The organism is Rathayibacter sp. VKM Ac-2760, from assembly GCF_009834185.1.
Classification (GTDB): domain Bacteria; phylum Actinomycetota; class Actinomycetes; order Actinomycetales; family Microbacteriaceae; genus Rathayibacter.
Map to the genome: position 1 here is coordinate 3349085 of NZ_CP047173.1, position 25518 is coordinate 3374602.

Here is a 25518-nt window from a genome sequence, read left to right on the forward strand (position 1 = left end):
TCGACCGACAAGCTGCTGGTGCTACTTGATGGATCCGCCCGCGGCGACGATCTTCTGCTCAGCGGAGCTGGAGACCTTGTCGACCGCGACGTTCAGCGTAACCGCAATGTCCCCGTCGCCGAGAACCTTGACCTTCTCGTTCTTGCGAACGGCACCCTTCGCGACCAGGTCGCTGATGGTGACGTCGCCGCCCTGAGGGTAGAGCTCCGCGAGAGCGGACAGGTTCACGACCTGGTACTCCACGCGGAACGGGTTCTTGAAGCCGCGGAGCTTCGGGGTGCGCATGTGCAGCGGCATCTGCCCACCCTCGAAGCCGACGCGCACCTGGTAGCGGGCCTTGGTGCCCTTGGTGCCGCGACCGGCGGTCTTGCCCTTGGATCCCTCACCGCGACCGACGCGGGTCTTCGCCTTCTTGGCGCCGACTGCGGGTCGGAGGTGGTGGACCTTGAGCACGTGCTCCTTGGTCGAGGCCTGCTCGGGAGTCGTGGACTCCGTCGCGGCCTGGTTCTTGTCAGCCATTAGTCAATCTCCTCGACCTTCACCAGGTGGGCGACGGTCTTCACGTATCCGCGGTTCTGAGAGTTGTCCTCGCGGACGACGCTCTGACCGATCTTCCTGAGGCCGAGCGAGCGCAGCGTGTCGCGCTGGTACTGCTTCTCGCTGACCTTCGACTTGATCTGGGTCACCTTGAGCTGGGCCATCAGGCACCTGCCTTCGACTTGGACGCGGCGGCGAGAGCGTCGGCCTCGGCGCGGACGAGCCGGGGCGGCGCGACCTGGTCGAAGTCGAGCCCGCGACGAGCGGCGACGGCGCGCGGCTCCTCGAGCTGCTGCAGGGCCGTCACCGTCGCGTGGACGATGTTGATGGTGTTCGACGAGCCGAGCGACTTGCTCAGGACGTCGTGGATGCCGGCGCACTCGAGCACGGCGCGGACGGGACCGCCGGCGATGACACCGGTACCCGACGACGCGGGGCGCAGGAGAACGACACCGGCAGCGGCCTCACCCTGGACGGGGTGCGGGATGGTCGAGCCGACGCGCGGGACGCGGAAGAAGTTCTTCTTCGCCTCCTCGACACCCTTGGAGATGGCGGTGGGGACCTCGCGGGCCTTGCCGTAGCCGACTCCGACGAGTCCGTTGCCGTCGCCGACGACGACGAGCGCGGTGAAGCTGAAGCGACGACCGCCCTTGACGACCTTCGACACGCGGTTGATGGTCACGACGCGCTCGAGGAACTGGCTCTTCTCGGAGTCGCGGCCTCCGCGGTCGCGGCCGCCCTGGTTGCGGTCACGGCCGCCGCGGCGAGGCTCGCGAGCCTCCTGCTGCGGCTGCGTGGACGCAGCGGTCTCGACGGGGGCCTCCGACACGGCGGCGACCTCGGGTTCCTTGCTCTCTGCGGGGGTCACAGGTTGAGCCCTCCCTCTCGTGCTCCATCGGCGATCGCGGCGACGCGACCGGCGTACTTGTTGCCTCCGCGGTCGAAGACGACCGCCTCGACTCCTGCGGTCTTCGCGCGCTCGGCGAGCAGCTCGCCGACCCGGCGGGCCTTGGCGGTCTTGTCACCGTCGAACACGCGGAGGTCGGCCTCGAGGGTCGACGCGGACGCGAGGGTGCGGCCCTGTGCGTCGTCGACGATCTGCACGAAGACGTGGCGGGCCGATCGGTTGACGACGAGACGGGGTCGCTCGGCGGAGCCGACGACCTTCTTGCGCAGGCGGTCGTGACGACGACCGCGAGCGGCGGACTTGCTCTTTCCTCTGGTTCCGAGTCCCATGATCACTTACCGCTCTTTCCGGCCTTGCGGCGAACGACCTCGCCGGCGTAGCGCACGCCCTTGCCCTTGTAGGGCTCGGGCTTGCGGATCTTACGAATGTTGGCGGCCACTTCGCCGACGGCCTGCTTGGAGATGCCGTGCACGGTGACCTTGTTGTTGCCCTCGACCGTGAACGAGATGCCCGCGGGAGGGGTGACGACGACCGGGTGCGAGAAGCCGAGCGCGAACTCGATGTCCGAGCCCTTCACCAGCACGCGGTAACCGGTTCCGACGACCTCGAGGCCCTTGGAGTAGCCCTGCGTGACACCGATGATGTCGTTCGCGATGAGCGTCCGGGTGAGGCCGTGCAGCGAGCGCGACTCGCGCTCGTCGTCGGGACGGGAGACCAGGACCTGACCGCCTTCGACGGCGACCTGGATGGGGCTGGCGACCGGCACGGTCAGCTCGCCCTTGGGGCCCTTGACGGTCACGACGGATCCGGCGACGGAGACGTCGACGCCCGCCGGGATCTCGATGGGGAGTCTTCCAATACGCGACATGGGGTTACCACACGTAGGCGAGGACTTCCCCACCCACGCCCTTCTTCTCGGCCTGACGGTCGGTCAGCAGACCGCTCGACGTGGACAGGATGGCGACGCCGAGGCCACCGAGGACGGTGGGGATCTCGGTCGACTTCGCGTAGACGCGGAGGCCGGGCTTCGAGACGCGCTTGATGCCGGCGATGGAGCGCTCGCGGTTCGGTCCGTACTTGAGGGAGATGGAGAGCGTCGTGCCGACGCGCGCCTCCTCGACCTTCCAGTCGGAGATGTAGCCCTCGCGCTTGAGGATCTCGGCGATGTGCGCCTTGAGCTTCGAGCCGGGGAGGGCGATGGAGTCGTGGTGCGCGGAGTTCGCGTTGCGGATTCTGGTCAGCAGATCTGCGACCGGATCAGTCATGGTCATGGCTGATGGTGCCTTTCTCGCCTGGTTTCGGCACCCTTTACAAGAGTGACGACCTGTGGTGTGGGACGGCGCCGACGACGTCGACGCCCATGCGGCCGCGCGAGCGCAGGCCAACGAGCCATGGTACACGGCTGATGGCCGGCGGTCGAGGGCCGACGGCCGATCCTCCCGGGGGCGGATCGGAGCTCTGAGTGCGCGGGCCCGCGCTGTGCCCGGAGGCGCGATGCGGGTGCACAGCGAGGCCGGAGGGCGGGGAACCGCCCTCCGGCCTCGGAGGTCGTGCTACGCGTTGTCCGCCGACTTGAACGGGAAGCCGAGCTGCTTGAGCAGCGCGCGACCCTCGTCGTCGGTCTTCGCGGTGGTGACCACGGTCACGTCGAAGCCGCGGACGCGGTCGATGCGGTCCTGGTCGATCTCGTGGAAGATCGACTGCTCCGTGATGCCGAAGGTGTAGTTGCCGTTGCCGTCGAACTGGCGGTCCGAGAGACCGCGGAAGTCGCGGATGCGCGGCAGCGCCACCGAGAGCAGGCGGTCCAGGAACTCCCACGCGCGGTCACCGCGGAGGGTGACGTGCGCGCCGATGGCCTGGCCCTCGCGCAGCTTGAACTGCGCGATGGACTTGCGGGCCTTCGTGACCTGGGGCTTCTGGCCCGTGATCGCGGTGAGATCCTTGATCGCGCCGTCGATGATCTTGCCGTCGCGGGCCGCCTCACCGACGCCGGTGTTCACGACCACCTTGACCAGGCCGGGGACCTGGTGGATGTTCGAGAAGCCGAACTGCTCCTTGAGAGCGGGGATGATGTCGGCCTGGTACTTGGCCTTGAGCCGCGGCTGAACCTTCGCAGCCACTGCGGTGGTGTCAGTCATTACAGTTCCTCACCCGACGCCTTCGCGTAGCGCACGCGAACGGTCTTGGTCACGCCGTCCTTGGTGACGGCCACGTTGCGGTGGCCGACCCGGGTCGGCTTCTTGGTCTTCGGGTCGACGATCGCGACGTTCGAGATGTGGAGCGGGGCCTCGATGGTCTCGATGCCGCCCTCCTTCGAGCCGCGCTGCGACTGGCCGACGCGGTTGTGCTTCTTGACGAAGTTCACACCCTCGACGACGACGCGGTTCTTCTCGACCAGGACCTCGAGAACCTTGCCCTGCTTGCCGCGGTCGCCGCCGCGGGCCTGGGTCGCGCCCGAGATGACCTGCACGAGGTCACCCTTCTTGATCTTGGCCATGACTAGATAACCTCCGGTGCCAGCGAGACGATCTTCATGAACTTCTTGTCGCGGAGCTCGCGACCGACCGGTCCGAAGATGCGGGTGCCGCGGGGGTCCCCGTCGTTCTTCAGGATCACAGCGGCGTTCTCGTCGAACTTGATGTACGAGCCGTCGGGACGACGGGTCTGCTTGATGGTCCGGACGATGACGGCCTTGACCACATCGCCCTTCTTGACGTTTCCGCCGGGGATCGCGTCCTTGACGGTCGCGACGATGACGTCACCGAGGCCGGCGTAGCGGCGGCCGGAGCCACCGAGCACGCGGATGGTGAGGAGCATCTTGGCGCCGGTGTTGTCGGCGACCTTGACTCGGGATTCTTGCTGAAGCATGTGTCTCTCCTGCTAACTCAAGCGGGCCGAGGCCTACTTGGCCTTCTCGAGGATCTCGACCAGGCGCCAGCGCTTGGTGGCGCTGAGGGGACGGGTCTCGCTGATGACGACGGAGTCGCCGATGCCGGCGGAGTTCTGCTCGTCGTGGACCTTGACCTTGGACGTGCGGCGGATGACCTTGCCGTACAGCGGGTGCTTCACCCGGTCCTCGACCTCGACGACGATGGTCTTGTCCATCTTGTCGCTGGTCACGTAGCCGCGACGGGTCTTGCGGTAACCGCGAGCGCCCGCCTCCTTGACGTCGTGGGCGGCCGACTCGTGGCCGGCGCTGTCAGTGACGGTTGCCATTACTTGGCCTCCTCGTTCGACTCGGTCGCCGTGACCTCGGCCTTGGCGGCCTTCTTGGTCTTCGGCTTCTTCTCCGCCTTGGCCGGGGCCTCGACGGGTGCGGGGGTGGCGCGGATGCCCAGCTCGCGCTCACGGATGACCGTGTAGATGCGGGCGATGTCGCGCTTGACGGCACGCAGGCGGCCGTTGGTGTCCAGCTGGCCGGTGGCCGACTGGAAGCGGAGGTTGAACAGCTCCTCCTTGGCCTTCTTCAGCTCCGTGACGAGACGCTCGTCCTCGAAGGTGTCGAGCTCGGTGGGAACGAGCTCCTTGGATCCGATCGCCATTATGCGTCTCCCTCCTCGCGCTTGATGATGCGTGCCTTGAGGGGCAGCTTGTGGATGGCACGGGTCATGGCCTCACGAGCGAGCTGCTCGTCGACGCCGGCGACCTCGAAGAGGACGCGACCCGGCTTGACGTTCGCGACCCACCACTCCGGCGAGCCCTTTCCGGAACCCATGCGGGTCTCGGCGGGCTTCTTGGTCAGCGGGCGGTCGGGGTAGATGTTGATCCACACCTTTCCGCCGCGCTTGATGTGGCGCGTCATGGCGATACGAGCGGACTCGATCTGACGGTTGGTCACGTAGGCCGGGGTGAGGGCCTGGATGCCGAACTCACCGAACGACACCTTGGTGCCACCGGTGGCCTGGCCGGAACGGCCGGGGTGGTGCTGCTTGCGGTGCTTGACTCGACGCGGAATCAACATGGTTATGCCTCAACTCCTGCTGCGACGGGCGCCTCGCTCTGCTGGCGGGGGGCGCGACGCGGTCGGTCGCTGCGCTCGGGGCGAGACGACTTGCTGTTCGCCTGCTCCCGAGCGAGCTCCTTGTTGGTGATGTCGCCCTTGTAGATCCAGACCTTCACGCCGATGCGGCCGAAGGTGGTCTTCGCCTCGTAGAAGCCGTAGTCGATGTTCGCGCGGAGGGTGTGCAGCGGCACGCGTCCCTCGCGGTAGAACTCCGAGCGGCTCATCTCGGCGCCGCCGAGGCGGCCGGAGACCTGGATGCGGACGCCCTTGGCGCCGGCGCGCTGCGCGCCCTGCAGACCCTTGCGCATCGCGCGGCGGAAGGCCACGCGGGCGGAGAGCTGCTCGGCGATGCCCTGCGCGACCAGCTGAGCCTCGGCCTCGGGGTTCTTGACCTCGAGGATGTTCAGCTGGATCTGCTTCGCGGTGAGCTTCTCGAGGTCGGCGCGGATGCGCTCGGCCTCGGCGCCGCGGCGGCCGATCACGATGCCCGGGCGGGCGGTGTGGATGTCGACGCGGACGCGGTCGCGGGTGCGCTCGATCTCGATGCGGGCGACGCCCGCGCGGTCGAGCTGCGTGGCGAGGAGCCGGCGGATCTTGACGTCCTCAGCGAGGAAGTCGCTGTACCGCTGACCCTTCTTGGTGCTGTCGGAGAACCAGCGCGACACGTGGTCGGTGGTGATTCCCAGACGGAAACCGTAGGGGTTTACTTTCTGACCCATTACTTGGTCCCCTCCTCAGGAGTGGCCAGCACGACGGTGATGTGGCTGGTGCGCTTGTTGATGCGGAAGGCACGACCCTGGGCACGGGGCTGGAATCGCTTGAGGGTGGTTCCCTCATCGACGAAGGCGCGGGACACGAACAGGTCCTGGTCGTCGAGGTACTCGTTCGAGGCATCGGCCTTGACGCGAGCGTTGGCCATCGCCGAGGCGACGAGCTTGTAGACGGGCTCGGACGCACCCTGCGGGGCGAACTTGAGGATGGCCAGGGCCTCCTCCGCCTGCTTCCCGCGGATCAGGTTCACGACACGGCGAGCCTTCTGGGGGGTGACGCGGATGTGTCGCACGCGTGCGATCGACTCCACCATTTCTCTCCTCCTTCTCGTCGCCGCGTCAGCGGCGACGGCCCTTCTTGTCGTCCTTCTCGTGACCGCGGAAGGTCCGAGTGGGGGCGAACTCGCCGAGCTTGTGGCCGACCATGGTCTCGGTCACGAACACGGGGATGTGCTTGCGACCGTCGTGGACCGCGATGGTGTGACCCAGCATCGCCGGGATGATCATCGAACGGCGCGACCAGGTCTTGATGACGTTCTTGTTGCCGGCTTCGTTGGCCGTGAACACCTTGCGGAGCAGGTGGTCGTCAACGAAGGGGCCCTTCTTGAGACTGCGAGGCATCTTCTACAACTCCTACTTGCGCTTCTTACCGGCGGTGCGGCGGCGAACGATGAGCTTGTCGCTCTCCTTGTTGGGGCGACGGGTGCGTCCCTCGGACTGGCCCCAGGGGCTGACCGGGTGGCGACCACCGGAGGTCTTGCCCTCTCCACCACCGTGGGGGTGGTCGACCGGGTTCATCGCGACACCGCGGACGGTCGGGCGGACGCCCTTCCAGCGCATGCGGCCGGCCTTGCCCCAGTTGATGTTCGACTGCTCGGCGTTGCCGACCTCGCCGATCGTGGCGCGGCAGCGCGCGTCGACGTTGCGGATCTCGCCCGACGGCAGGCGGAGCTGCGCGTAGGGGCCGTCCTTGGCGACGAGGCGGACCGAGGTGCCGGCCGAGCGGGCGAGCTTCGCGCCGCCGCCGGGCTTGATCTCGATCGCGTGGATGACCGTACCGGTCGGGATGTTGCGCAGCGGCAGGTTGTTGCCGGGCTTGATGTCGGCACCGGAGCCCGACTCGACGACGTCGCCCTGCGAGAGCTTGTTCGGCGCCAGGATGTAGCGCTTGGTGCCGTCCACGAAGTGGAGCAGCGCGATGCGCGCCGTGCGGTTGGGGTCGTACTCGATGTGAGCGACCTTGGCGTTGATGCCGTCCTTGTCGTTGCGACGGAAGTCGATCAGTCGGTACTGGCGCTTGTGGCCACCACCGATGTGACGCGTCGTGATGCGGCCGGAGTTGTTGCGGCCACCGGTCTTGGACAGCGGGCGAAGGAGCGACTTCTCGGGCGTCGATCGGGTGATCTCGGCGAAGTCGGCAACGCTGGAGCCGCGACGACCGGGGGTCGTGGGCTTGTACTTACGAATAGCCATTGTCTGTTTCCTCTACGCTTCTTCGGCTCAGCCGACGCTCGTGAAGATGTCGATGGAACCGGACTTCAGCGTGACGATCGCGCGCTTCGTGTCCTTGCGCTTGCCGGCTCCGAACTTCGTGCGGCGGGTCTTGCCCTGACGGTTCAGCGTGTTGATCGACGCGACCTGAACACCGAAGATCTTCTCGATCGCGAGCTTGATCTCGGTCTTGTTCGAGCGCGGGTCGACGACGAAGGTGTACTTGCCCTCGTCGATCAGGCCGTAGGACTTCTCCGAGACCACCGGCGAGATGATGACGTCGCGGGGGTCCTTGTTGAACGCGGCGGACTGGCTCATGCGTTCACCTCTTCCTTCTTGGCGCCGGACTTCGAGGCGATGAACGCGTCGAGTGCGGCCTTCGTGAAGACGATGTCGTCGGAGACGAGCACGTCGTACGCGTTCAGCTGGTCGGACGGCAGGATGTGCACGAACGGCACGTTGCGCAGCGACAGCTCGGCGATGTAGTCGTCGCGCTCGAGGACCACGAGGACGTTGCGCGACACCGAGAGGGCGTCGAGCAGGACGAGGACGTCCTTCGTCTTCGGGGTGTCGCCGAGGGCGAGGGACTCGACCACGTGGATGCGAGCACCGCGGGCGCGGTCCGAGAGAGCACCGAGCAGAGCGGCGGCGATCATCTTCTTGGGGGTGCGCTGCGCGTAGCTGCGGGGGGTCGGTCCGTGGACGACGCCACCACCGGTCATGTGCGGGGCGCGGATCGAGCCCTGACGAGCGCGACCGGTTCCCTTCTGCTTGAACGGCTTGCGGCCGGCTCCCGAGACCTCGCCACGGTTCTTCGTGGAGTGGGTGCCCTGACGCGCCGCGGCGAGCTGCGCGACGACGACCTGGTGGATCAGGGGGATGTTGGTCTGGACGTCGAAGAGCTCGGCGGGGAGCTCGAAGGCGCCCGACTTGCTGCCCTGGACGTCGATGATGTCGACAGAGGTAGCCATGGAACTACGCTCCCTTCACGGCGTTGCGAACGAACACGAGGCGACCGCGCGCACCGGGGACGGCGCCCTTGACGAGCAGCAGTCCCTTCTCGGCGTCGACGGAGTGCACCTTGAGGTTGAGCACGGTGACGCGCTCGCCACCCATGCGGCCGGCCATCCGCATGCCCTTGAAGACACGGCTGGGGGTCGAGGAGGCGCCGATGGAGCCGGGCTTGCGGTGGTTGCGGTGCGAACCGTGCGAAGCCGAGACGCCCTTGAAGTTGTGGCGCTTCATGACACCGGCGAAGCCCTTGCCCTTGGAGGTGCCCACGACGTCGACCTTGGTGCCGGCCGCGAAGACCGAGTCCACGGTCAGCTCCTGGCCGGCCGAGTAGTCGGCGGCGTCGGAGGTGCGGACCTCGGTGAGGTGGCGGCGGGGGGTGACGCCCGCGGCGTCGAAGTGACCGGCGGCGGGCTTGTTCACCTTGCGCGGGTCGATCGCACCGGCGGCGAGCTGGACGGCGGTGTAGCCGTCCTTCTCCTCCGTGCGGACCTGGGTCACGACGTTGGGGCTGATCTCGATGACCGTGACGGGGACGAGCTTGTTGTTCTCGTCCCAGACCTGGGTCATGCCGAGCTTGGTGCCGAGGAGGCCCTTGCTGGTCTTCAGCGTGGGGGAAACAGTGACAGACATGGTGGCACTCCTCCTTAGAGCTTGATCTCGATGTTGACGTCGGCCGGGAGGTCGAGGCGCATCAGCGAGTCGACGGCCTTGGGCGTCGGGTCGATGATGTCGATGAGGCGCTTGTGAGTGCGCATCTCGAAGTGCTCGCGGCTGTCCTTGTACTTGTGGGGAGAACGGATCACGCAGACCACGTTCTTCTCCGTCGGCAGCGGCACGGGGCCGACGACCGTTGCACCGGCACGGGTCACCGTGTCGACGATCTTGCGCGCCGACGTGTCGATGACCTCGTGGTCGTACGACTTCAGTCGGATGCGGATCTTCTGTCCCGCCATGTGTGATCTCTCACTCTCTTGTTATTGCGTCGTACGCCACTCCCCCGGCCGGAGCCGGACTCGTGTCGCATAGGACGCGCTCGCGAAGGAACATCCGGAGAACCGGAGAAGTGCACCAGTGTTCTTCTGTCAAAAGCACCGCGCTCGAGGCGCTCTGAGAGTCGTGCAGAACGCACGACGCACGGAGAGCCCGTTGAGTTGTCGGTTGTTGTCGTTCTGCTACCCGCCGCCTCGACGTCGCACCCGCGGGGCCGCCCTCTCGGGTCGAGCCGCTGCGGCGCCGTCTCGGCACTGCCTGGCAGTGTTCCAACCCCTCGCAGCACGCCGCTCGGGTGGAAATTTTGAACTAGAAGAGTCTCTCACGGATCAGCGGTACCTGCAACCCGGGCGTGTCGCGCACTCGGGCTCCTCGCCGGGAGGTGCCGAGCCGCGGAATCCCGGGCCTGCGCAGGCCCGGGCGACGCGCCTCGCTCACTCGAAGAGCAGGGCCCGGAGCGTGGTCTCGGCCGACGCCGGCCGAGCCGGATCGATCGTCTCCCCGGCCCGGAAGTGATCGAGCAGACGCGGATCGACGTAGCTCGCGCGGGCCACCGTCGGCGTGTTCCCGAGCACCTCCGACGCGTCCTTCATGGCCTGGGAGATCGCTCTGGTCCGCAGGCGCTGGGTGGGCTGCGGTCCCGTCTTCGCGAGGCTCAGCGCCGCGGCCACCGTGCCGTGCAGCGTGCGGAAGTCCTTCGCCGTGAAGTCGTCGCCGGCGCGCTCGCGCACGTAGTCGTTGATGTCGCCGGCCGAGACGGGCCGCCACTGCCGACCGTCCTTCCAGGCGAGGAGCCGCGCGTTCGGGCCGCGCCGCTTCAGCGCCCGGACCACGCGGGCGAGGTCGTGGTCGAGGATCTCGCTCGTCCAGGCCTGGTGGCTCTTGCCAGGGAAGGCGAGCGCCACGCGGTCGCCGTGCGTCGTCGCGTGGGAGCAGAGCAGCGTGGTCAGGCCGATGCTGCCGTGCTCCTTCGCGTACTGCTCGCTGCCGACGCGGAGCGATCCGGTGTCGAGCATCCGGAAGCCGGTCGCCAGGGCGCGCTCGCGGGTCGCCCCGTCGTCGCGCAGCGCGACAGTGACGCGACGGCGTGCGGCGGGCAGCGCCTCGGCGAGCCGGAGAGCGCGGTCGAACTTGATCCGATCCTTCTGCTCGCGCCAGGTCGGGTGGTAGATGTACTGGCGGCGCCCGGCACCGTCGACGCCCGTGGCCTGGATGTGCCCGTTGGGGTACGGGGCGATCCAGACGTCCTGCCAGGCGGGCGGGATGCCGAGGTGGTCGAAGCGCTCGCGCAGCTCGGGGTCGGCGACCGTCGCACCCTTGGGATCGCGGTAGCTAAAGCCCGTGCCGGAGCGGACCCGGGTGTAGCCGCGCCCGCTCGAGTCGGTCCTGCGGAGTCGTTGCGTGAGCGGATCAACCATCGACCCGACGATAGGGCGGGGGCGCCGGCACCGGCAGCGGGTTGACGGACGCCCCCCGGCCCTGCGCTACTCGTTGCCGAGGCGCTTGTCGGCCTGCCGCTTGAGGTCCTCGATGCGGTCGTCGTACTTCCCCTTGGTGAGGCGGCTGGCGATGTCGCCGGTCTTCTCGAGCACCTGGTCGGAGACGCCCTCCGCCTTCTCGCTGCGCAGGGTGTCCTGCACCTTCTTGCTGTTGAGCAGCTCGCTCGCCTGGCGTCCGAGCTTTCCGAGATCCACCATGGTTCCTCCTTGATCGGTGCGGGCGGAGGGCCGCGCGAGCCTCAGTGTGGCGACACGGCCTGGACGAACGGTGCGGGACGCGCCGGAGCGATCAGAGTGCGAGGACGCGGGCCGCGGCGTCGGCGAGGGCCCGGCCGTAGGAGGGACCATGACCGGCGGCGTGCACCGCGAGCGGGTGCAGCTGGTGCAGCGGAAGGCGATCGGCCGCCCCCGCGCGCAGCGGGTGGACCTCCTCGTAGCCGGCGAGGACGTCGTCGAGGTGGGGCAGCCCGAAGAGCGCGAGCATGGCCAGGTCGGTCTCGCGGTGCCCGCCGTGCGCGGCCGGGTCGATCAGGACCGCTCCCCCGTCCGACCAGAGCACGTTGCCGTTCCACAGGTCGCCGTGCAGGCGGGAGGGCACGTCGTCGTCGTCGAAGGCCCCGGACCGGACGCGGTCGACGGCGCTCTCGACGGTGCGGGCGTCGGCCGAGGACAGGTTCCCCGCCTCGACGGCCGGACGGAGGAAGGGCCGGACGCGCTGCTCCGCGTAGAAGCGGCCCCAGGAGGCCTCCGGAGTGCACGGCATCGCGCGGCGTCCGATGAAGGCGGGGCCGGACCAGTCGGCCGGCGGCGCTCCGAACGCCGCGGCTCCCGCGTCGTGCGTGCACGCGAGCGCGCTCCCGAATCGGCGGGCGGCCTCTCTCGTGGGGCGGGCGGAGCGGATCTCCTCCAGCTCGATCCGGCCGGGCCCGACCCGCAGCACCTCGACGCAGCGGACTCCCCCGGCCTCCTCGGCGTCGCCCAGCCAGCGCAGGCCGGCCGCCTCCCACTCGAAGAACTGCGCGGGGGCAGAGGGGTTGGTCTTGACGAAGGGCATGGTCGCCACGCTAGCCAGCCGGGCGCCGCAGCGGGCTGGGAGCGGCACTCCGGGAACGACGAGAGGGGCCGCCCGCCGAAGCGGACGACCCCTCTCGGGAGATCAGTAGGAGAACCTACTTGACGATCTTGGTGACCGTTCCGGCACCCACGGTGCGGCCACCCTCACGGATGGCGAAGCCGAGGCCCTCCTCCATGGCGATCGGCTGGATCAGCGCGACCGTCATGTCGGTGGTGTCGCCGGGCATGACCATCTCGGTGCCCTCGGGCAGCGTGATGACGCCGGTGACGTCGGTGGTGCGGAAGTAGAACTGCGGGCGGTAGTTCCCGTAGAACGGGTTGTGACGCCCACCCTCGTCCTTGGACAGGATGTACGCGGTGCCCTCGAAGTCCGTGTGCGGCGTGACCGAACCCGGCTTGACGACGACCTGGCCGCGCTCGACGTCCTCGCGCTTGGTGCCGCGGAGGAGCAGACCGCAGTTCTCGCCGGCCCAGGCCTCGTCGAGCTGCTTGTGGAACATCTCGATGCCGGTGACCGTGGTCTTCTGCGTCGGGCGGATGCCGACGATCTCGACCTCGGAGTTCAGCGAGAGGGTGCCGCGCTCGGCGCGACCGGTGACGACGGTTCCACGACCGGTGATCGTGAAGACGTCCTCGATCGGCATGAGGAACGGCTTGTCCTTGTCGCGGACCGGGTCCGGGACGGAGGAGTCGACGGCGTCCATGAGGTCGAGGATGGACTGGGTCCACGCCTCGTCGCCCTCGAGGGCCTTGAGGCCGGAGACGCGGACCACGGGGGCGTCGTCGCCGGGGAAGCCCTGCGAGGACAGCAGCTCGCGGACCTCGAGCTCGACGAGCTCGAGGATCTCCTCGTCGTCCACCATGTCGGCCTTGTTCAGGGCGACGAGGAGGTACGGCACGCCGACCTGCTTGGCGAGGAGGACGTGCTCACGGGTCTGAGCCATCGGGCCGTCGGTGGCGGCGACCACGAGGATCGCGCCGTCCATCTGCGCCGCGCCGGTGATCATGTTCTTGATGTAGTCGGCGTGACCGGGGGCGTCGACGTGCGCGTAGTGGCGCTTCGGCGTCTCGTACTCGACGTGCGAGATGTTGATCGTGATGCCGCGCTGGCGCTCCTCGGGAGCGGAGTCGATCGACGCGAAGTCACGCTGGACGTTGGTCGCGGACGGGTACTTGTCCGCCAGAACCTTCGAGATCGCCGCGGTGAGCGTGGTCTTTCCGTGGTCGACGTGACCGATGGTTCCGATGTTGACGTGCGGCTTGGTCCGCTCGAACTTGGCCTTAGCCACTGTGGGTCCTCCTCAGGACTTAGGTGCAAGCATCCGCATCCGACGCCGCTTGGGGCGGCACGAGGACAGGAGGACTTGCGGGGGTTTTGTGTACATATGTTACCGGCAGTGGTCGCGCGGGCCATCCGATGAGGATCCGAGGCGCGCAGAACGCGGCAGCAAACCCGCACGACACTACCAGGCCCGCCGCGGTTCCGCAGAACCGCGGCGGGGTGGGGACGGTGCTACTCGCCCTTGTTCTTCTGGACGATCTCCTCGGCCACGGCCTTGGGGACCTCGGCGTAGGTCTCGAACGTCATCGAGTAGACCGCGCGGCCCGAGGTCTTCGAGCGCAGGTCGCCGATGTAGCCGAACATCTCGGACAGCGGGACGTTGGCCTTGATGACCTTGACGCCCGCGGCGTCCTCCATCGACTGGATCATCCCGCGACGCGAGTTGAGGTCGCCGATGACGTCGCCCATGTACTCCTCGGGCGTGCGGACCTCGACGGCCATCAGCGGCTCGAGGAGGACCGGCTGCGCCTTGCGCGAGGCCTCCTTGAACGCGATGGAGCCGGCGATCTTGAACGCCATCTCCGAGGAGTCGACGTCGTGCGCCGCGCCGTCGGTCAGGGTCGCTTTGATGCCCACCATCGGGTAGCCGGCGAGGACGCCGACCAGCATGGCGTCGCGGATGCCCGCGTCGACCGAGGGGATGTACTCGCGGGGGACGCGACCACCGGTGACGCCGTTGACGAACTCGTAGGTCTTGTCCGCCTCGACCTCCATCGGCTCGATGGAGATCTGGACCTTCGCGAACTGACCCGAGCCACCGGTCTGCTTCTTGTGGGTGTAGTCGTACTTCTCGACCGTGCGGCGGATCGTCTCGCGGTAGGCCACCTGCGGCTTGCCGACGTTGGCCTCGACGTTGAACTCGCGCTTCATGCGGTCCACCAGGATGTCGAGGTGCAGCTCGCCCATTCCCTTGATGACCGTCTGACCGGTCTCCTGGTTCTGCTCGGTGCGGAAGGTGGGGTCCTCCTCCGCGAGCTTCTGGATCGCGGTGCCGAGCTTCTCCTGGTCGGCCTTCGTCTTCGGCTCGATGGCGACCTCGATGACGGGCTCCGGGAAGGTCATCGACTCGAGCACGACCTGCGCGGACGGGTCGCTCAGGGTGTCACCGGTGGTGGTGTCCTTGAGGCCGATGACGGCGTAGATGTGGCCGGCGGTGACCGAGTCGACCGGGTTCTCCTTGTTGGAGTGCATCTGGAAGATCTTGCCGATGCGCTCCTTCTTGCCCTTGGTCGAGTTGACGACCTGGGCGCCGGAGTCGAGCTTGCCCGAGTAGACGCGGACGTAGGTCAGGCGACCGAAGAACGGGTGCACCGCGACCTTGAACGCGAGCGCCGAGAAGGGCTCGGTCGAGTCCGCGTGGCGCATGATGACCTTCTCCTCGTCGCGGACGTCGTGCGCCTCGATGGCGGGGACGTCGAGCGGGGAGGGGAGGTAGTCGACGACCGCGTCGAGCATCGGCTGGACGCCGCGGTTCTTGAACGCGGAGCCGCAGAGCACGGGGTAGATGTCCGAGTTGACGGTCAGCTTGCGGATGGCGCCCTTGATCTCGGCGACCGTGAGCTCCTCACCGCCGAAGTACTTCTCGAGCAGCTCGTCGGAGGTCTCCGCGACGGTCTCGAGCAGCTTCTCGCGGTACTCGGCGGCCTTGTCGGCCAGGTCCGCGGGGATCTCCTCGATCTCGTACTTCGCGCCCAGCGCGACGTCACCCTTCGAGTCGCCGCGCCAGGTGAGCGCGCGCATCTCGACGAGGTCGACGACGCCCTCGAAGCTGGACTCCGCGCCGATGGGCAGCTGGATGACCAGCGGCTTGGCGCCGAGGCGGTTGATGATCGTGTCGACCGTGAAGTAGAAGTCGGCGCCGAGCTTGTCCATCTTGTTGACGAAGCAGATGCGCGGGACGTCGTACTTGTCGGCCTGACGCCAGACGGTCTCGGACTGGGGCTCGACGCCCTCCTTGCCGTCGAAGACGGCGACGGCGCCGTCGAGGACGCGCAGCGAGCGCTCGACCTCGACCGTGAAGTCGACGTGCCCGGGGGTGTCGATGATGTTGATCTGGTTCTTGTTCCAGAAGCACGTGGTCGCGGCCGACGTGATCGTGATGCCGCGCTCCTGCTCCTGCGCCATCCAGTCCATCGTGGCGGCGCCGTCGTGGACCTCACCGATCTTGTGCGTGATACCCGTGTAGAACAGGATGCGCTCGGTGGTGGTGGTCTTGCCGGCATCGATGTGGGCCATGATGCCGATGTTGCGGACCTTGTTCAGGTCGGTGAGCACATCTTGTGCCACGGAGTTCCTCCGATAGGTGATGGAGCCAGCGCAACGGGTTCATGGCCGATCGGCTGGGGTTCTGGTGGTGGCGGTCGCCCGTCCACGCCGGATCCGAGGATCCGCCGCCGGGTCCGGGCCCGCAGCGCACGCTCGAGGGCGCGCGCCGCGGGACCGGGGGTCGCGCTCGCCGAGGGCGGGCGCGGGGTGCGCTACCAGCGGTAGTGCGCGAAGGCCTTGTTCGACTCGGCCATCTTGTGGGTGTCCTCGCGACGCTTGACAGCGGCGCCCAGACCGTTCGACGCGTCGAGGATCTCGTTCATGAGACGCTCGGTCATCGTCTTCTCGCGACGGGCCTTCGCGTAGCTGGTGAGCCAGCGGAGCGCGAGGGTGTTGGCGCGGTGGGGCTTGACCTCGACCGGGACCTGGTAGGTCGAGCCGCCGACGCGGCGGCTGCGGACCTCGAGGGTCGGACGGACGTTGTCGAGCGCCTTCTTGAGCGTGACGACGGCGTCCTGACCGTTCTTGGTCGAGACCCCCTCGAGAGCGCCGTAGACGATGCGCTCGGCGAGGCCCTTCTTGCCGTCCAGGAGGATCTTGTTCACGAGCTGGCTGACGACCGGTGCGCCGTAGACGGGGTCTGCGACGACGGGGCGCTTAGGAGCGGGTCCCTTACGAGGCATTACTTCTTCTCCATCTTCGCGCCGTACCGGCTGCGAGCCTGCTTGCGGTTCTTGACGGCCTGGGTGTCCAGGGCGCCGCGAACGATCTTGTAGCGGACACCGGGGAGGTCCTTCACACGACCGCCGCGGACGAGCACCATCGAGTGCTCCTGGAGGTTGTGGCCCTCACCGGGGATGTAGGCCGTGACCTCGGTGCCGTTGGAGAGCTTCACGCGGGCCACCTTGCGGAGGGCCGAGTTCGGCTTCTTGGGCGTGGTCGTGTAGACGCGCGTGCAGACGCCGCGCTGCTGGGGGTTGGCCTTCAGGGCGGGCGCCTTGGTCTTGGTGACCTTGGGCGAGCGTCCCTTTCGGACCAACTGCTGAATCGTTGGCACTGATTTGCTCCTTGAATGCTGCACGGTGACAGCGGATCGATGGTCGACATTCGGCCTGCCCGTCTCCGGGACGGCCGAGTTCATCTGGACCCGACTCCCTCTCGGCACCGACGAGCGGAACCGGGGAGGGGGAGGGGTATGCCGTGGGGGCCGCCCGATCGGACGAACCCGCGGATCCTCGCGGACCCGGTGGAGCGGACTGCGGCACCCGCGCCGACCCGGAGGCACGACACAAGCGCACGACAAAGCGCACACCCGAAGAATATTACGGGGAGTGACGGGGGCGGTCAACCGGAGGGCGTTCGCCCTCAGAGAGAGCACAGGGCGTTCGCCCTCGGAGAGAGCACGGGCCCCGGGGCCTCATTCGCGCTCGTCGCCCTCCCAGCCCCAGTGCGGCGTGCCGCCGCCGGCGTCGCGGCGGGCGAGCATCGCGAGGAACAGGATCTGCACGGCGGCGGCGAGGACGCCGGTCGCGATCGCGAAGGGGGTCGCGGCGTGGTCGACGACGTAACGGAGGATCGCCCCCGGCTCCCCCACGCCCAGCCCGTAGATCGCGCCGCCGACCACCAGGAAGAGCACGTAGACGACCACCCCGGTGAGCAGCGACGGGCCGAGCAGGCGGGTCACTCCCGGCCGCGCAGCCAGCGTCGTCATCGAGACCAGGACCGCGACGACGCAGACGCCCACCGCGACCGGCCCGAGGATCGGCCCGGCGTCGCGCTCGGGGACGACGTCCTGGTCGAGCAGCAGGCTCAGCACGCCGAACGCGCAGACGACGAGGGCGAGGTAGAGGAACGAGGCGAAGGCGGCGAGGGCGAGGCCGTAGCCGAGCCCCGCGCCGCGACCCTGCTCCCCCGGCCCCGCGGCGGTCACGACTGCGCGGCCGCGTCGCGCCCGGAGTCGCGGCGCTCGGCGTCGAGGCGCTCCGCGTTGCGGCGCTTGACGCCCCGGGCGCGGCCGGCGATGAGCCCGCCGCCCCAGACGCTGACCTCGCGGGCCAGCACTCCTGCCGCGAGCACGGCGACGAGGACGGCCGGGTCGCGCAGGAAGTCGACGAGGACGGCGCGGTCCTGCGGCACGGCGAGACCGCCGATCGCCGACCAGGCGCCGACGAGGGCCGCCGCTCCGGTGAGGAGGGCGACGAAGAAGCCGCCGAGCACGTAGGCCCACCAGCCGGCGCGGTTGACCGCGAGCACGATGAGGGCGAGGCCGACGAAGAACGCGACGACGGGGTAGAGGAAGACGGCGGTGGGCCCCTGGTCGAGCGCGACCTGGACGGGGTCGCCGGCGACCGCGTCGATCAGCATCCGGACGGCGGTGAGCGCGACGAGGTAGAGCGCGGCGAAGACGGCGGTGGTGAGCAGGGCGATCGCGAGCCCGGCGAGACGGTTGCCCTTCCGGCGGACCGGCTCGGCCTCGGGCTCGACGGATCCGAGCGGCGACGCCGACGACGCGGCGCCGGTGGAGGACGCGGCCTGCGCCGCCGCGGGCTGCACGGTCGTCGCCGCGGTCGCGGGGCGGCGGCCGCCCGGCTCGGGCTCGGGCCAGACGTACTCGCGCGTCGGCTCGGAGCCGTCGGTCTCGGCCGCGGTCGGCATCCGCGTGGTCTCGGCTTCGCTGTTCCCCGTCACCCGGCAAGCTTAGGCACGGGTCCGCGCCGGGTGAGCGACCGCCGCGCCCGTCCCCCGAGAAGGGCACGGACCTTCCGCGCTCGGCGGCCGCGGCTACTCGAGCGGGTGCAGCAGACGGTGCAGGAACTGCCGGGTGCGCGGCTCCTGCGGCTCGCGGAGTATCTGCGCCGGCGCACCGCGCTCGACCACGACGCCGTCGGCCATGAAGACGACCTCGGAGGCGACCTGGCGCGCGAACTCCAGCTCGTGGGTGACGACGAGCATCGTCCAGCCCTCGCCCGCCAGCTCGCGCATCAGCGAGAGGACGTCGCCGACCAGCTCCGGATCGAGCGCGGAGGTCGGCTCGTCGAAGAGCAGGAGGTCGGGCCGGAGCGCGAGCGCACGGACGATGCCGACGCGCTGCTGCTGCCCGCCGGACAGCTCGAACGGATAGGCGCCGCCGCGGCCGCCGAGACCGACGCGCTCGAGCAGCGCCTCCGCCTCCGGGACCACCTCGGACGCCGGGCGACGCTGGACGCGCAGCGGGCCCTCCGTCACGTTCTCGAGCACGGTGAGGTGCGGGAAGAGGTTGAAGTGCTGGAAGACCATCGCCGACCGGTCGCGCAGCGCGGTGAGCGCGCGCTTGCCGACGGTGCCGCCGAAGTCGAGCACCGCGCCGTCCGCGAGCTCGAGGACGCCGCCGTCGGGCACCTCGAGGCTGTTCAGCGAGCGCAGCACGGTGGTCTTGCCCGAGCCGGAGGGGCCGATCAGCGCGATGACCTCGCCGCGGCGGATCTCGAGGTCGATGCCGCGGAGGACCTCGACTCCGGCGAACGACTTGCGCAGCCCCGTGGCGCGCAGGACGGGCCGGGCGTCCTCGCGGCGACCGGCGGACTCGGCGGGGGCGTCAGCGGGCGACATAGCGGTCCAATCGCTTCTCGAGGAGGCTCTGGCCGCTCGAGAGCACCAGGCAGATGAGCCAGTAGATGAGGGCGGCCTCGAGGTAGAGCAGCATGAACTCGCTCGAGGCGGTGGCGATCTTCTGCGCCTGGCGGAAGAGCTCGGTCACCAGGATCAGCGAGGCGAGCGACGTGTCCTTGACCAGCGAGATGAACGTGTTGGAGAGCGGCGGCACGGAGACGCGGGCGGCCTGAGGCAGGATGATCCGGCGCAGGGCGAGACCGCGGCCCATGCCGATGGTGTGCGCCGCCTCCCACTGCCCCTTCGGCACGCTGAGGATCGCGGCGCGGATGACCTCGGCCGCGTAGCCGCCGACGTTCAGCGCGAACGCGATGATGGCGCTCGGCCAGGGATCGATCTTCACGCCCAGACTCGGCAGTCCGTAGAAGATCACGAAGAGCTGCACCAGCAGCGGGGTCCCGCGGATGACCGAGATGTAGGCGCGAGCGATCCAGGCGAGGATCTTCACCCGGGACAGGCGCATCAGCGCGACGCCGAGGGCGAGCGCGAGACCGAGCACGAAGCTCGACAGCGCCAGCGGGATCGTGCCGACGATCCCGCCGGACAGGATCGGCCAGAACGACCTCAGGAACAGTTCCATCGTGTCTTCTCCCGCCGGTGGCGGGAGAAGACCGCGGTCGGCATTTCGAGGTGGATGCGTGGTTGGAGCGAGTCCAGTCCGCTTCCGAGAAATGCTGGCACGCATTTCCCGGGAACGCTCGGCCTTGCGGCGAGCGCGAGTCCGGGAGCGGGCCGCCCCTTGCTGGTCGAGCAGCCCCGGAGGGGCGTATCGAGACCCGCGATCGCCAGGGGTGCGGTCTGCAGACTCACGTCCCGGTGACGGTGGATCTCGATACGCCCGCTGCGCGGGCTACTCGATCAGCAAGATGGAGTAGCCCCGGAGGGGCGTGCCGAGACCCACGATCGCCAGCGGCGCGGTCTGCAGACTCACGTGCCGGTGACGGTGGGTCTCGATACGCCCGCTGCGCGGGCTGCTCGATCGGCAGGCGGCTGGCAGTCGGGCCCGCGGCGGGACTACTCGGAGACGTCGGCGCCGAAGTAGCGCTCGGAGATGGAGGCGAGGGTGCCGTCGGCGCGCAGCTCGTCGAGGGCGCCGTCGACCGCGGCGACGAGGTCGTCCGAGCCCTTCGGGAAGGTGAAGGCGCTCGAGGAGCTGTCGTCCGTCGTCACGGCGACCTTGAGGCCCGCGGCCTGGTCGGGGTAGGTGGTCGACCAGTCGAGCCAGGTGAGGCGGTCGTTGATGGTCGCGTCGACGCGGCCCTGCTCGACGAGGGCGACGGCCTGCGCCCAGCCCTCGACGCCCTCGACGGTCGCGCCGCTGTCCTGCGCGAGCGTGTACCAGTTGCTCGAGAGCGACTGCGCGGTGGTCTTGCCGGAGAGCGAGTCGAGCGAGGTGATGTCGGTGTCCGCGGTCGGGACGACGACGACGCCCGGGCTGACGGAGTACGGCTCGGAGAAGTCGTACTTCGCGCTGCGCTCGTCGTTGATCGAGACCTGGTTGGCGATCACGTCGAAGCGGCCGCCGTCGAGACCGGCGAACATCGCGTCCCACTGGGTCTCCTCGAACTCCGGCTCGACGCCGAGCTTCTCGGCGACCGCGGTGATGACCTCGACGTCGTAGCCGGTGAGGGCTCCGGTGCCGCCGTCGGCGTGGAACGAGAACGGCGAGTAGGTGCCCTCGGTGCCGATGGTCAGCTTCCCGGACTCCTCGACCTCGGCGAGCGTGAGCCCGGACGCGGTCGAGGCGGTGCTGTCGCCGCCGGCGCCGGAGACCACGTCGTCGGTGGAGGCGGGGGCGCAGCCGGCGAGGACGAGGGCGGCGGCGGCCGCGGTCGTGCCGAGCAGGACGCGCAGCGAGGTGCGGGCGGGGAGGAGCGTCACGGTGTCTTTCCTTCGGTGCATCACGGTCGAACGACCCGGTCGTGGGGGTGCGCGGATCGCGGGGGTCGGGGATCGGGCGGACCGCACGCGACTGCGCGGGAACGCCCCTCCCACCCAACCAGGCGGAGGGGGACGGCTATTCCCGGATGTCCCCGTGTGACGCGGATCCGGCGCCCACCGCGGCGAGGAACTCCTCGGCGCCGGCGACCTCGTCGGCCGTCAGACCGGTCGCGGCGTCGGGCACGATCAGGTGGAAGGGCGTCTCCTGCTCGCGCGCCCAGTCGTGGGCGTCGCCGCGGAGGTTGTCGTCGATCCAGACGACCGCGTCGATGGGCAGCCGCCCGCGCGCCTCCTCCAGCCACAGGGCGACGGGCTGCAGCTTGCCGGTCTGCCCGGGGAAGCGCGGGTCGCGCGGAAGACCGCCGCCGAAGACGATCGCCTCCGTGCCGGCCGGCAGGCCGAGATCGTCCGCGAGCACCGAGGTGAGCTTCGGCGGCCAGGTCGTCGCCCAGACGATCGTCCCGACGGCGGCGAGTCGGCGCACCAGCTCCTCCCGCTCCGGCTCGAGCATCAGCCGGTGGCTGCCCGCCGCCCGATCGCTCGAGACGGACGGATTCAGGACGCCGTCGACGTCGAGCAGGATGAGCGCGGCCATGGCTGCAACCGTAGCCGCGGCCGCGCCGGGGCGCGAGACGCGCGCTAGCGTGGCCGGATGCCTCCCTCGGTCCGCCTCCCCGACGGCAGGACGGCCTCGCTGCGACCCGACCCGATCCGGACGGGCTCGCTCCTGCTCGAGATCGACGGCTCGGAGCAGTCGCTGATCGATCCGGCCGCACCCGAGCGGCTCGACCTCGAGTACATGGCGCGGCTCGGCGCCGTCGTCGACGCCCTCGGTCCGGCCGGCGCCCCGCGCGCCGTCCTGCACCTCGGCGCCGGGGCACTCTCGCTCGCCCGCTACGTCGCCGCGACCCGGCCGGGCTCGGAGCAGACGGTCCTCGAGCGGGCCGCGGGGCTCGTCGACTTCGTCCTGGCGGAGGCGCCCCTGCCGGCCGGCGCGCGGCTCCGGATCGTGACCGCCGACGCCGCGCACCTGCAGCCCGGTCCGCCGGCCGATCTCGTCGTGCTCGACGTCTACGACGGCGACGAGATCCCCGAGCCCTTCTACCGGGCCGACGTGCTCGCGCGCATCGCGGGCTCGGTCGCCGCGGACGGCCTGCTCGCGATCAACGTCGCGGACGACGCCGATCACCGCCGGCTCCGGCGGCTGCGGCGGGGACTGGCGGGCGCGCTGCCGGTGCTCGCCGCGGTCGGACCGCAGTCGTTCGCCGAGGGACGCGGGAGCGGCAACGCGATCCTGCTCGCCTCGCGCGGCGACGCCGCCTCACGCGCTGCGGTGCTCCTCCTGCATGCCGGACCGCACCCGGTCGCGGCCGTTGCGGATGGCGACCTCGTGCCCGTCGAGGTGGCGGTAGAAGTCGACCCGTGACTCCAGTGCGATGCCCGCGTCGAGGTACTTGGCCTTGATCCGCTTGATGTAGGTCCGCACGGTGTGCTCGGCGATCCGCATCTCGAGGGCGACGGTCTTCACCGCGGTGCCGGCGCCGTAGGAGCGCATCACGCGGCTCTCCTGCCGGCTGAGGACCGGGCGGCGATCCAGCCCGGCCGCGAGGAAGCGGTGCCGCACCGCCTCCGAGATCCACGAGCGGCCGGACACGACCGAGACGATCGCGGCGACGAGATCGCCCGGCTCGTCGCCCTTCCAGACGAATGCGGCCCGCTCGATCCGGAGCACGGCCCGCACGATCTCGAGCGAGTCGGACGCCGAGAGGACGATCAGCCCCTGGTGGCGGGCGCTGTGCCCCGCGAGCGTGCTGGAGAGCGCATCGGGCGGGATGCGGTCGAGATCGAGGATGCCGATCGTCTCGGCCGCCTCGACGTCCTCCGCCACCACCCGGAGATCCGGGAGCCGGTCGGCCAGGAGCGCGAGCAGAGCCGCGCGCTCGATCGCCAGACCGCCTAGGACCGTCACTGCTGAGTCTTCGAATTCCGCCATGGAAACCCCTTGCGGAGACGGTCGGGTCCGTCTCCGCTCGAACCGTAGCGAAGGTGGCAGGTGGCAGCCATCGGACGGGACATTCCGTCTCGTCAGGGTCTGCCGCGTGATCCCCGGTGCGAGGATGTCCGTTCGGGTCAGGGCGGGCTAGTCTCCCTGACGATGAACGACTCCGCAGAGACCACGACCCGCTCGCTCCGGATCCCCGCCGACCAGGTGCGGGCCCGGATGCTCGCGGCCGCGCGCGAGGTCATCTCGGTCAACGGACTGACCGTCGGCTTCGCCCACCTGCCGATGGAGGAGTACATCCGGCTGGCCGCGGTGCCGCGCAGCTCCGTCTACCGCATCTGGAGCACCCGCGAGGAGTTCGTCGCCGACCTCATCGGCGAGATCTTCGTCGCCGACCGCTTCGCCGAGGGCACCGACCCGGATGCGCAGCAGGTGATGACGGAGGTGTACCACCGCTCCGCCGAGCACCTCAGCACGGCGACGGGCCGCCGGCGGGTGGCCTGGGAGATGATCCGCATCGGCGCGAACTCGAGCGTGGAGAACCTGCGCTCCTCGGTCGACTGGTCCTCCTACAACGCCCTGCTGGCCTGCACGTTCTCGATGGAGGAGGGCCCGGCTCGGGAGGCGGTCCGCGCGACCGCGCGCCGACTCGAGACCATGCTGACCCAGCGGATGCGCGACTACTACCAGGACGTCCTCGACCTCTTCAGCGCGTCGCTGAAGCCCGGATTCACCACCCTGCAGCTCGCGCACCTCACCGCGATCGTCACCGACGGTCTCGTGCACCGCGGGCGGCTGCTCGACGACGAGCTCGACGCGGTGATCACCGCCCCCGGTCTGGACGGCGAGCCCGTCGAGTGGTCGCTGACCGCCTGGACGATCCGCTCGATCGTCGACGGCATGCTCGAGCCGGTCGCGGAGGACGACCCGGCGCAGTCCTAGGCCGACGCCGACCCCTCCGCCGCCGACCCCTGCGCCGCCGCGCCCTCCGCCGACGCGGCATCGGCGCTCGGGACGGGCTCGCAGAAGCCGTCGATCAGCATCAGTGCTCCCGCCACCACCAGGGACGGCGAGCCGGGGCGATCGGGATCGATCGGTCCGGTGACGAGCTCGGGAGCGGCGATGCGGGCGACGCACAGGCCCTCGATGAACGACGAGATCGCGGAGGCGAGCACCGCGAACTCCTCGTCCCGCCCCGACCGCAGGCGCAGTCCGGCCTCGGCGAGGGTGTGCTGGTAGTACTTCGCCATGTTCTCGATGAAGTGCACCTGCCGGGAGTGCAGCGCCTCGGTGATCGCCGTGCGCGCGGGCTCGGCGTGCGAGTCGACGGCGCCGACGAGGGCGATGAAGTTGCGCCAGTGCTGCGAGGCGAAGACGTTCTCGTAGTTCGCCTCGATCGCGACGGAGACCGAGGCCACGAGGATCTCGCGCATCTGATCCGGGGTCGGCGGCTCGGCGAGGCGACGGTGCAGATAGGCGTCGCCGGCGTTGAGCGAGGTGGGGTCGAGCCGGGCGGTGAGGATCCGCTCCGGGATCGACGCGATCAGCTCGTCGTAGAACGCCTGGCGGGTCGGCCAGATGCGGTAGACCGTGCTGCGCGGCACTCCGGCGGAGCGGATGACGTCCTCCAGCGGCAGGTGCGAGACACCGACGCGCAGGCCCTCCACGCGCACGACCGCGAGCGCGGCGTCGAGCAGGCGGGTCCTGACCTGGTCGCGGCTGAGGCGACCGGGCCGAGGGGGGACGTCGGGAGGGGTGTCGTTGCCCATCGTGCCTCCGGCGGCGGGTGAGCGGGAGCGCCTCGAAGACCCCCGGTTCCCCGAGCGTAGACGATCTCCGACACTCGTCGCACACTGAAGGCGGGGACGGGCGCGGCTCGCGCTCGACTCGGGAGTCGCGCGAGCCGCGCTGCCTGTCCCCCAGGCGGCCGCCCCATCGGCCGATTCGACCGTAGGCGTTCGGTCGGCCCCGCGTCAAAAGTCGCGACATCATGTCTCGCGGGAGGCCGTTCTCGGCCGGAGAGCGAGCGACCGCG

General features: G+C 69.5%; 37 protein-coding genes. 2 read left to right on the forward strand and 35 right to left on the reverse strand.

Annotation, left to right across the window (positions count from 1 at the left end):
• Positions 1-21: 21 nt before the first annotated feature.
• From rplO to GSU72_RS15380, 33 genes are all read right to left on the reverse strand, one after another.
• The gene (rplO, locus tag GSU72_RS15220) at positions 22-519 is read right to left on the reverse strand and encodes a 50S ribosomal protein L15 (protein WP_159985803.1); all 498 of its coding nucleotides are present in this window, start codon (positions 517-519) and stop codon (positions 22-24) included.
• Positions 519-701: a 50S ribosomal protein L30 gene (gene rpmD / locus GSU72_RS15225; protein ID WP_173232138.1), complete on the reverse strand. Its 183-nt coding sequence runs from the start codon at positions 699-701 to the stop codon at positions 519-521. Before rpmD ends, rplO begins: the two co-directional genes overlap by 1 nt.
• Entirely contained in the window at positions 701-1366 is a 666-nt protein-coding gene (gene rpsE, locus GSU72_RS15230) for a 30S ribosomal protein S5 (protein WP_173287519.1), read from the reverse strand. Before rpsE ends, rpmD begins: the two co-directional genes overlap by 1 nt.
• A 35-nt stretch (positions 1367-1401) precedes the next feature.
• The gene (rplR, locus tag GSU72_RS15235; RefSeq protein ID WP_159985805.1) at positions 1402-1773 is read right to left on the reverse strand and encodes a 50S ribosomal protein L18; all 372 of its coding nucleotides are present in this window, start codon (positions 1771-1773) and stop codon (positions 1402-1404) included.
• 2 nt (positions 1774-1775) lie between these two features.
• Positions 1776-2312 (reverse strand): 50S ribosomal protein L6, encoded by a 537-nt coding sequence (gene rplF / locus GSU72_RS15240; RefSeq protein WP_133960595.1) that lies wholly within the window; start codon positions 2310-2312, stop codon positions 1776-1778.
• Between the two features lie 4 nt (positions 2313-2316).
• Positions 2317-2715, reverse strand: coding sequence for a 30S ribosomal protein S8 (gene rpsH / locus GSU72_RS15245; RefSeq protein ID WP_159985806.1), 399 nt, complete (start codon positions 2713-2715; stop codon positions 2317-2319).
• Positions 2716-2997: 282 nt separating this feature from the next.
• The gene (gene rplE, locus GSU72_RS15250) at positions 2998-3582 is read right to left on the reverse strand and encodes a 50S ribosomal protein L5 (protein ID WP_123445050.1); all 585 of its coding nucleotides are present in this window, start codon (positions 3580-3582) and stop codon (positions 2998-3000) included.
• Positions 3582-3941, reverse strand: a complete 360-nt coding sequence (gene rplX, locus GSU72_RS15255; protein WP_159985807.1) for a 50S ribosomal protein L24 — start codon at positions 3939-3941, stop codon at positions 3582-3584. Before rplX ends, rplE begins: the two co-directional genes overlap by 1 nt.
• 2 nt (positions 3942-3943) lie before the next feature.
• Positions 3944-4312: a 50S ribosomal protein L14 gene (rplN, locus tag GSU72_RS15260; protein WP_123445048.1), complete on the reverse strand. Its 369-nt coding sequence runs from the start codon at positions 4310-4312 to the stop codon at positions 3944-3946.
• A gap of 33 nt (positions 4313-4345) precedes the next feature.
• Positions 4346-4660: a 30S ribosomal protein S17 gene (gene rpsQ, locus GSU72_RS15265; protein WP_159985808.1), complete on the reverse strand. Its 315-nt coding sequence runs from the start codon at positions 4658-4660 to the stop codon at positions 4346-4348.
• On the reverse strand, positions 4660-4986 hold the full coding sequence (gene rpmC / locus GSU72_RS15270; protein ID WP_159985809.1) for a 50S ribosomal protein L29: 327 nt from the start codon (positions 4984-4986) through the stop codon (positions 4660-4662). The genes rpsQ and rpmC overlap by 1 nt, the downstream gene beginning before the upstream one ends.
• Complete coding sequence (gene rplP, locus GSU72_RS15275) at positions 4986-5405, reverse strand: 50S ribosomal protein L16 (protein WP_068209436.1); 420 nt, start codon at positions 5403-5405, stop codon at positions 4986-4988. The genes rpmC and rplP overlap by 1 nt, the downstream gene beginning before the upstream one ends.
• Positions 5406-5407: 2 nt before the next feature.
• Complete coding sequence (rpsC, locus tag GSU72_RS15280; protein WP_056037327.1) at positions 5408-6166, reverse strand: 30S ribosomal protein S3; 759 nt, start codon at positions 6164-6166, stop codon at positions 5408-5410.
• Positions 6166-6531 (reverse strand): 50S ribosomal protein L22, encoded by a 366-nt coding sequence (gene rplV / locus GSU72_RS15285; protein WP_123445044.1) that lies wholly within the window; start codon positions 6529-6531, stop codon positions 6166-6168. The genes rpsC and rplV overlap by 1 nt, the downstream gene beginning before the upstream one ends.
• 25 nt (positions 6532-6556) lie before the next feature.
• Entirely contained in the window at positions 6557-6838 is a 282-nt protein-coding gene (gene rpsS / locus GSU72_RS15290) for a 30S ribosomal protein S19 (protein WP_055787078.1), read from the reverse strand.
• Positions 6839-6850: 12 nt separating this feature from the next.
• Positions 6851-7690 carry a 50S ribosomal protein L2 gene (gene rplB / locus GSU72_RS15295; RefSeq protein WP_123445043.1) on the reverse strand — a complete coding sequence of 280 codons (840 nt, stop codon included), beginning with the start codon at positions 7688-7690 and terminating at the stop codon, positions 6851-6853.
• 27 nt (positions 7691-7717) lie between these two features.
• Positions 7718-8026 carry a 50S ribosomal protein L23 gene (rplW, locus tag GSU72_RS15300; RefSeq protein WP_123445042.1) on the reverse strand — a complete coding sequence of 103 codons (309 nt, stop codon included), beginning with the start codon at positions 8024-8026 and terminating at the stop codon, positions 7718-7720.
• On the reverse strand, positions 8023-8679 hold the full coding sequence (rplD, locus tag GSU72_RS15305) for a 50S ribosomal protein L4 (protein WP_159985810.1): 657 nt from the start codon (positions 8677-8679) through the stop codon (positions 8023-8025). Before rplD ends, rplW begins: the two co-directional genes overlap by 4 nt.
• A gap of 4 nt (positions 8680-8683) precedes the next feature.
• The gene (gene rplC, locus GSU72_RS15310; RefSeq protein WP_159985811.1) at positions 8684-9352 is read right to left on the reverse strand and encodes a 50S ribosomal protein L3; all 669 of its coding nucleotides are present in this window, start codon (positions 9350-9352) and stop codon (positions 8684-8686) included.
• Between the two features lie 14 nt (positions 9353-9366).
• Positions 9367-9675, reverse strand: coding sequence for a 30S ribosomal protein S10 (gene rpsJ, locus GSU72_RS15315; protein WP_005050520.1), 309 nt, complete (start codon positions 9673-9675; stop codon positions 9367-9369).
• A gap of 471 nt (positions 9676-10146) precedes the next feature.
• Positions 10147-11130 (reverse strand): DNA topoisomerase IB, encoded by a 984-nt coding sequence (locus GSU72_RS15320; RefSeq protein WP_159985812.1) that lies wholly within the window; start codon positions 11128-11130, stop codon positions 10147-10149.
• A gap of 66 nt (positions 11131-11196) precedes the next feature.
• A complete protein-coding gene (locus GSU72_RS15325) occupies positions 11197-11409 on the reverse strand; it encodes an Rv0909 family putative TA system antitoxin (protein WP_159985813.1) in 213 nt (70 codons plus the stop codon).
• Positions 11410-11500: 91 nt separating this feature from the next.
• Entirely contained in the window at positions 11501-12265 is a 765-nt protein-coding gene (locus GSU72_RS15330; protein ID WP_159985814.1) for a fructosamine kinase family protein, read from the reverse strand.
• Between the two features lie 115 nt (positions 12266-12380).
• Positions 12381-13574 carry an elongation factor Tu gene (gene tuf, locus GSU72_RS15335; RefSeq protein ID WP_159985815.1) on the reverse strand — a complete coding sequence of 398 codons (1194 nt, stop codon included), beginning with the start codon at positions 13572-13574 and terminating at the stop codon, positions 12381-12383.
• Positions 13575-13798: 224 nt separating this feature from the next.
• On the reverse strand, positions 13799-15913 hold the full coding sequence (fusA, locus tag GSU72_RS15340; RefSeq protein ID WP_159985816.1) for an elongation factor G: 2115 nt from the start codon (positions 15911-15913) through the stop codon (positions 13799-13801).
• 191 nt (positions 15914-16104) lie between these two features.
• Positions 16105-16575, reverse strand: a complete 471-nt coding sequence (rpsG, locus tag GSU72_RS15345; protein WP_056037355.1) for a 30S ribosomal protein S7 — start codon at positions 16573-16575, stop codon at positions 16105-16107.
• Positions 16575-16949: a 30S ribosomal protein S12 gene (gene rpsL, locus GSU72_RS15350; RefSeq protein ID WP_055787040.1), complete on the reverse strand. Its 375-nt coding sequence runs from the start codon at positions 16947-16949 to the stop codon at positions 16575-16577. Before rpsL ends, rpsG begins: the two co-directional genes overlap by 1 nt.
• A gap of 360 nt (positions 16950-17309) precedes the next feature.
• A complete protein-coding gene (locus tag GSU72_RS15355; protein ID WP_159985817.1) occupies positions 17310-17822 on the reverse strand; it encodes a DUF6121 family protein in 513 nt (170 codons plus the stop codon).
• Entirely contained in the window at positions 17819-18580 is a 762-nt protein-coding gene (locus GSU72_RS15360) for a hypothetical protein (protein ID WP_159985818.1), read from the reverse strand. The genes GSU72_RS15355 and GSU72_RS15360 overlap by 4 nt, the downstream gene beginning before the upstream one ends.
• Positions 18581-18673: 93 nt before the next feature.
• Positions 18674-19480 (reverse strand): amino acid ABC transporter ATP-binding protein, encoded by an 807-nt coding sequence (locus tag GSU72_RS15365; protein ID WP_159985819.1) that lies wholly within the window; start codon positions 19478-19480, stop codon positions 18674-18676.
• Positions 19467-20120: an amino acid ABC transporter permease gene (locus GSU72_RS15370; protein ID WP_159985820.1), complete on the reverse strand. Its 654-nt coding sequence runs from the start codon at positions 20118-20120 to the stop codon at positions 19467-19469. Before GSU72_RS15370 ends, GSU72_RS15365 begins: the two co-directional genes overlap by 14 nt.
• A 434-nt stretch (positions 20121-20554) precedes the next feature.
• A complete protein-coding gene (locus GSU72_RS15375; protein ID WP_244255841.1) occupies positions 20555-21421 on the reverse strand; it encodes an amino acid ABC transporter substrate-binding protein in 867 nt (288 codons plus the stop codon).
• 136 nt (positions 21422-21557) lie between these two features.
• Positions 21558-22076: an HAD domain-containing protein gene (locus GSU72_RS15380; protein ID WP_159985822.1), complete on the reverse strand. Its 519-nt coding sequence runs from the start codon at positions 22074-22076 to the stop codon at positions 21558-21560.
• Between the two features lie 57 nt (positions 22077-22133).
• On the opposite strand from GSU72_RS15380, the gene GSU72_RS15385 reads away from it, so the two are divergent.
• On the forward strand, positions 22134-22907 hold the full coding sequence (locus GSU72_RS15385; protein WP_159985823.1) for an SAM-dependent methyltransferase: 774 nt from the start codon (positions 22134-22136) through the stop codon (positions 22905-22907).
• On the opposite strand, the gene GSU72_RS15390 is transcribed toward GSU72_RS15385, so the two are convergent.
• On the reverse strand, positions 22803-23474 hold the full coding sequence (locus tag GSU72_RS15390; protein WP_159985824.1) for a LuxR C-terminal-related transcriptional regulator: 672 nt from the start codon (positions 23472-23474) through the stop codon (positions 22803-22805). The genes GSU72_RS15385 and GSU72_RS15390 overlap by 105 nt on opposite strands.
• Positions 23475-23636: 162 nt before the next feature.
• Between GSU72_RS15390 and GSU72_RS15395 the strand changes: the two genes are divergently transcribed.
• Positions 23637-24425, forward strand: coding sequence for a hypothetical protein (locus GSU72_RS15395; RefSeq protein ID WP_159985825.1), 789 nt, complete (start codon positions 23637-23639; stop codon positions 24423-24425).
• On the opposite strand, the gene GSU72_RS15400 is transcribed toward GSU72_RS15395, so the two are convergent.
• Entirely contained in the window at positions 24422-25252 is an 831-nt protein-coding gene (locus GSU72_RS15400; protein WP_159985826.1) for a TetR/AcrR family transcriptional regulator, read from the reverse strand. The two genes, GSU72_RS15395 and GSU72_RS15400, sit on opposite strands and share 4 nt — an antisense overlap.
• Positions 25253-25518 lie beyond the last annotated feature (266 nt).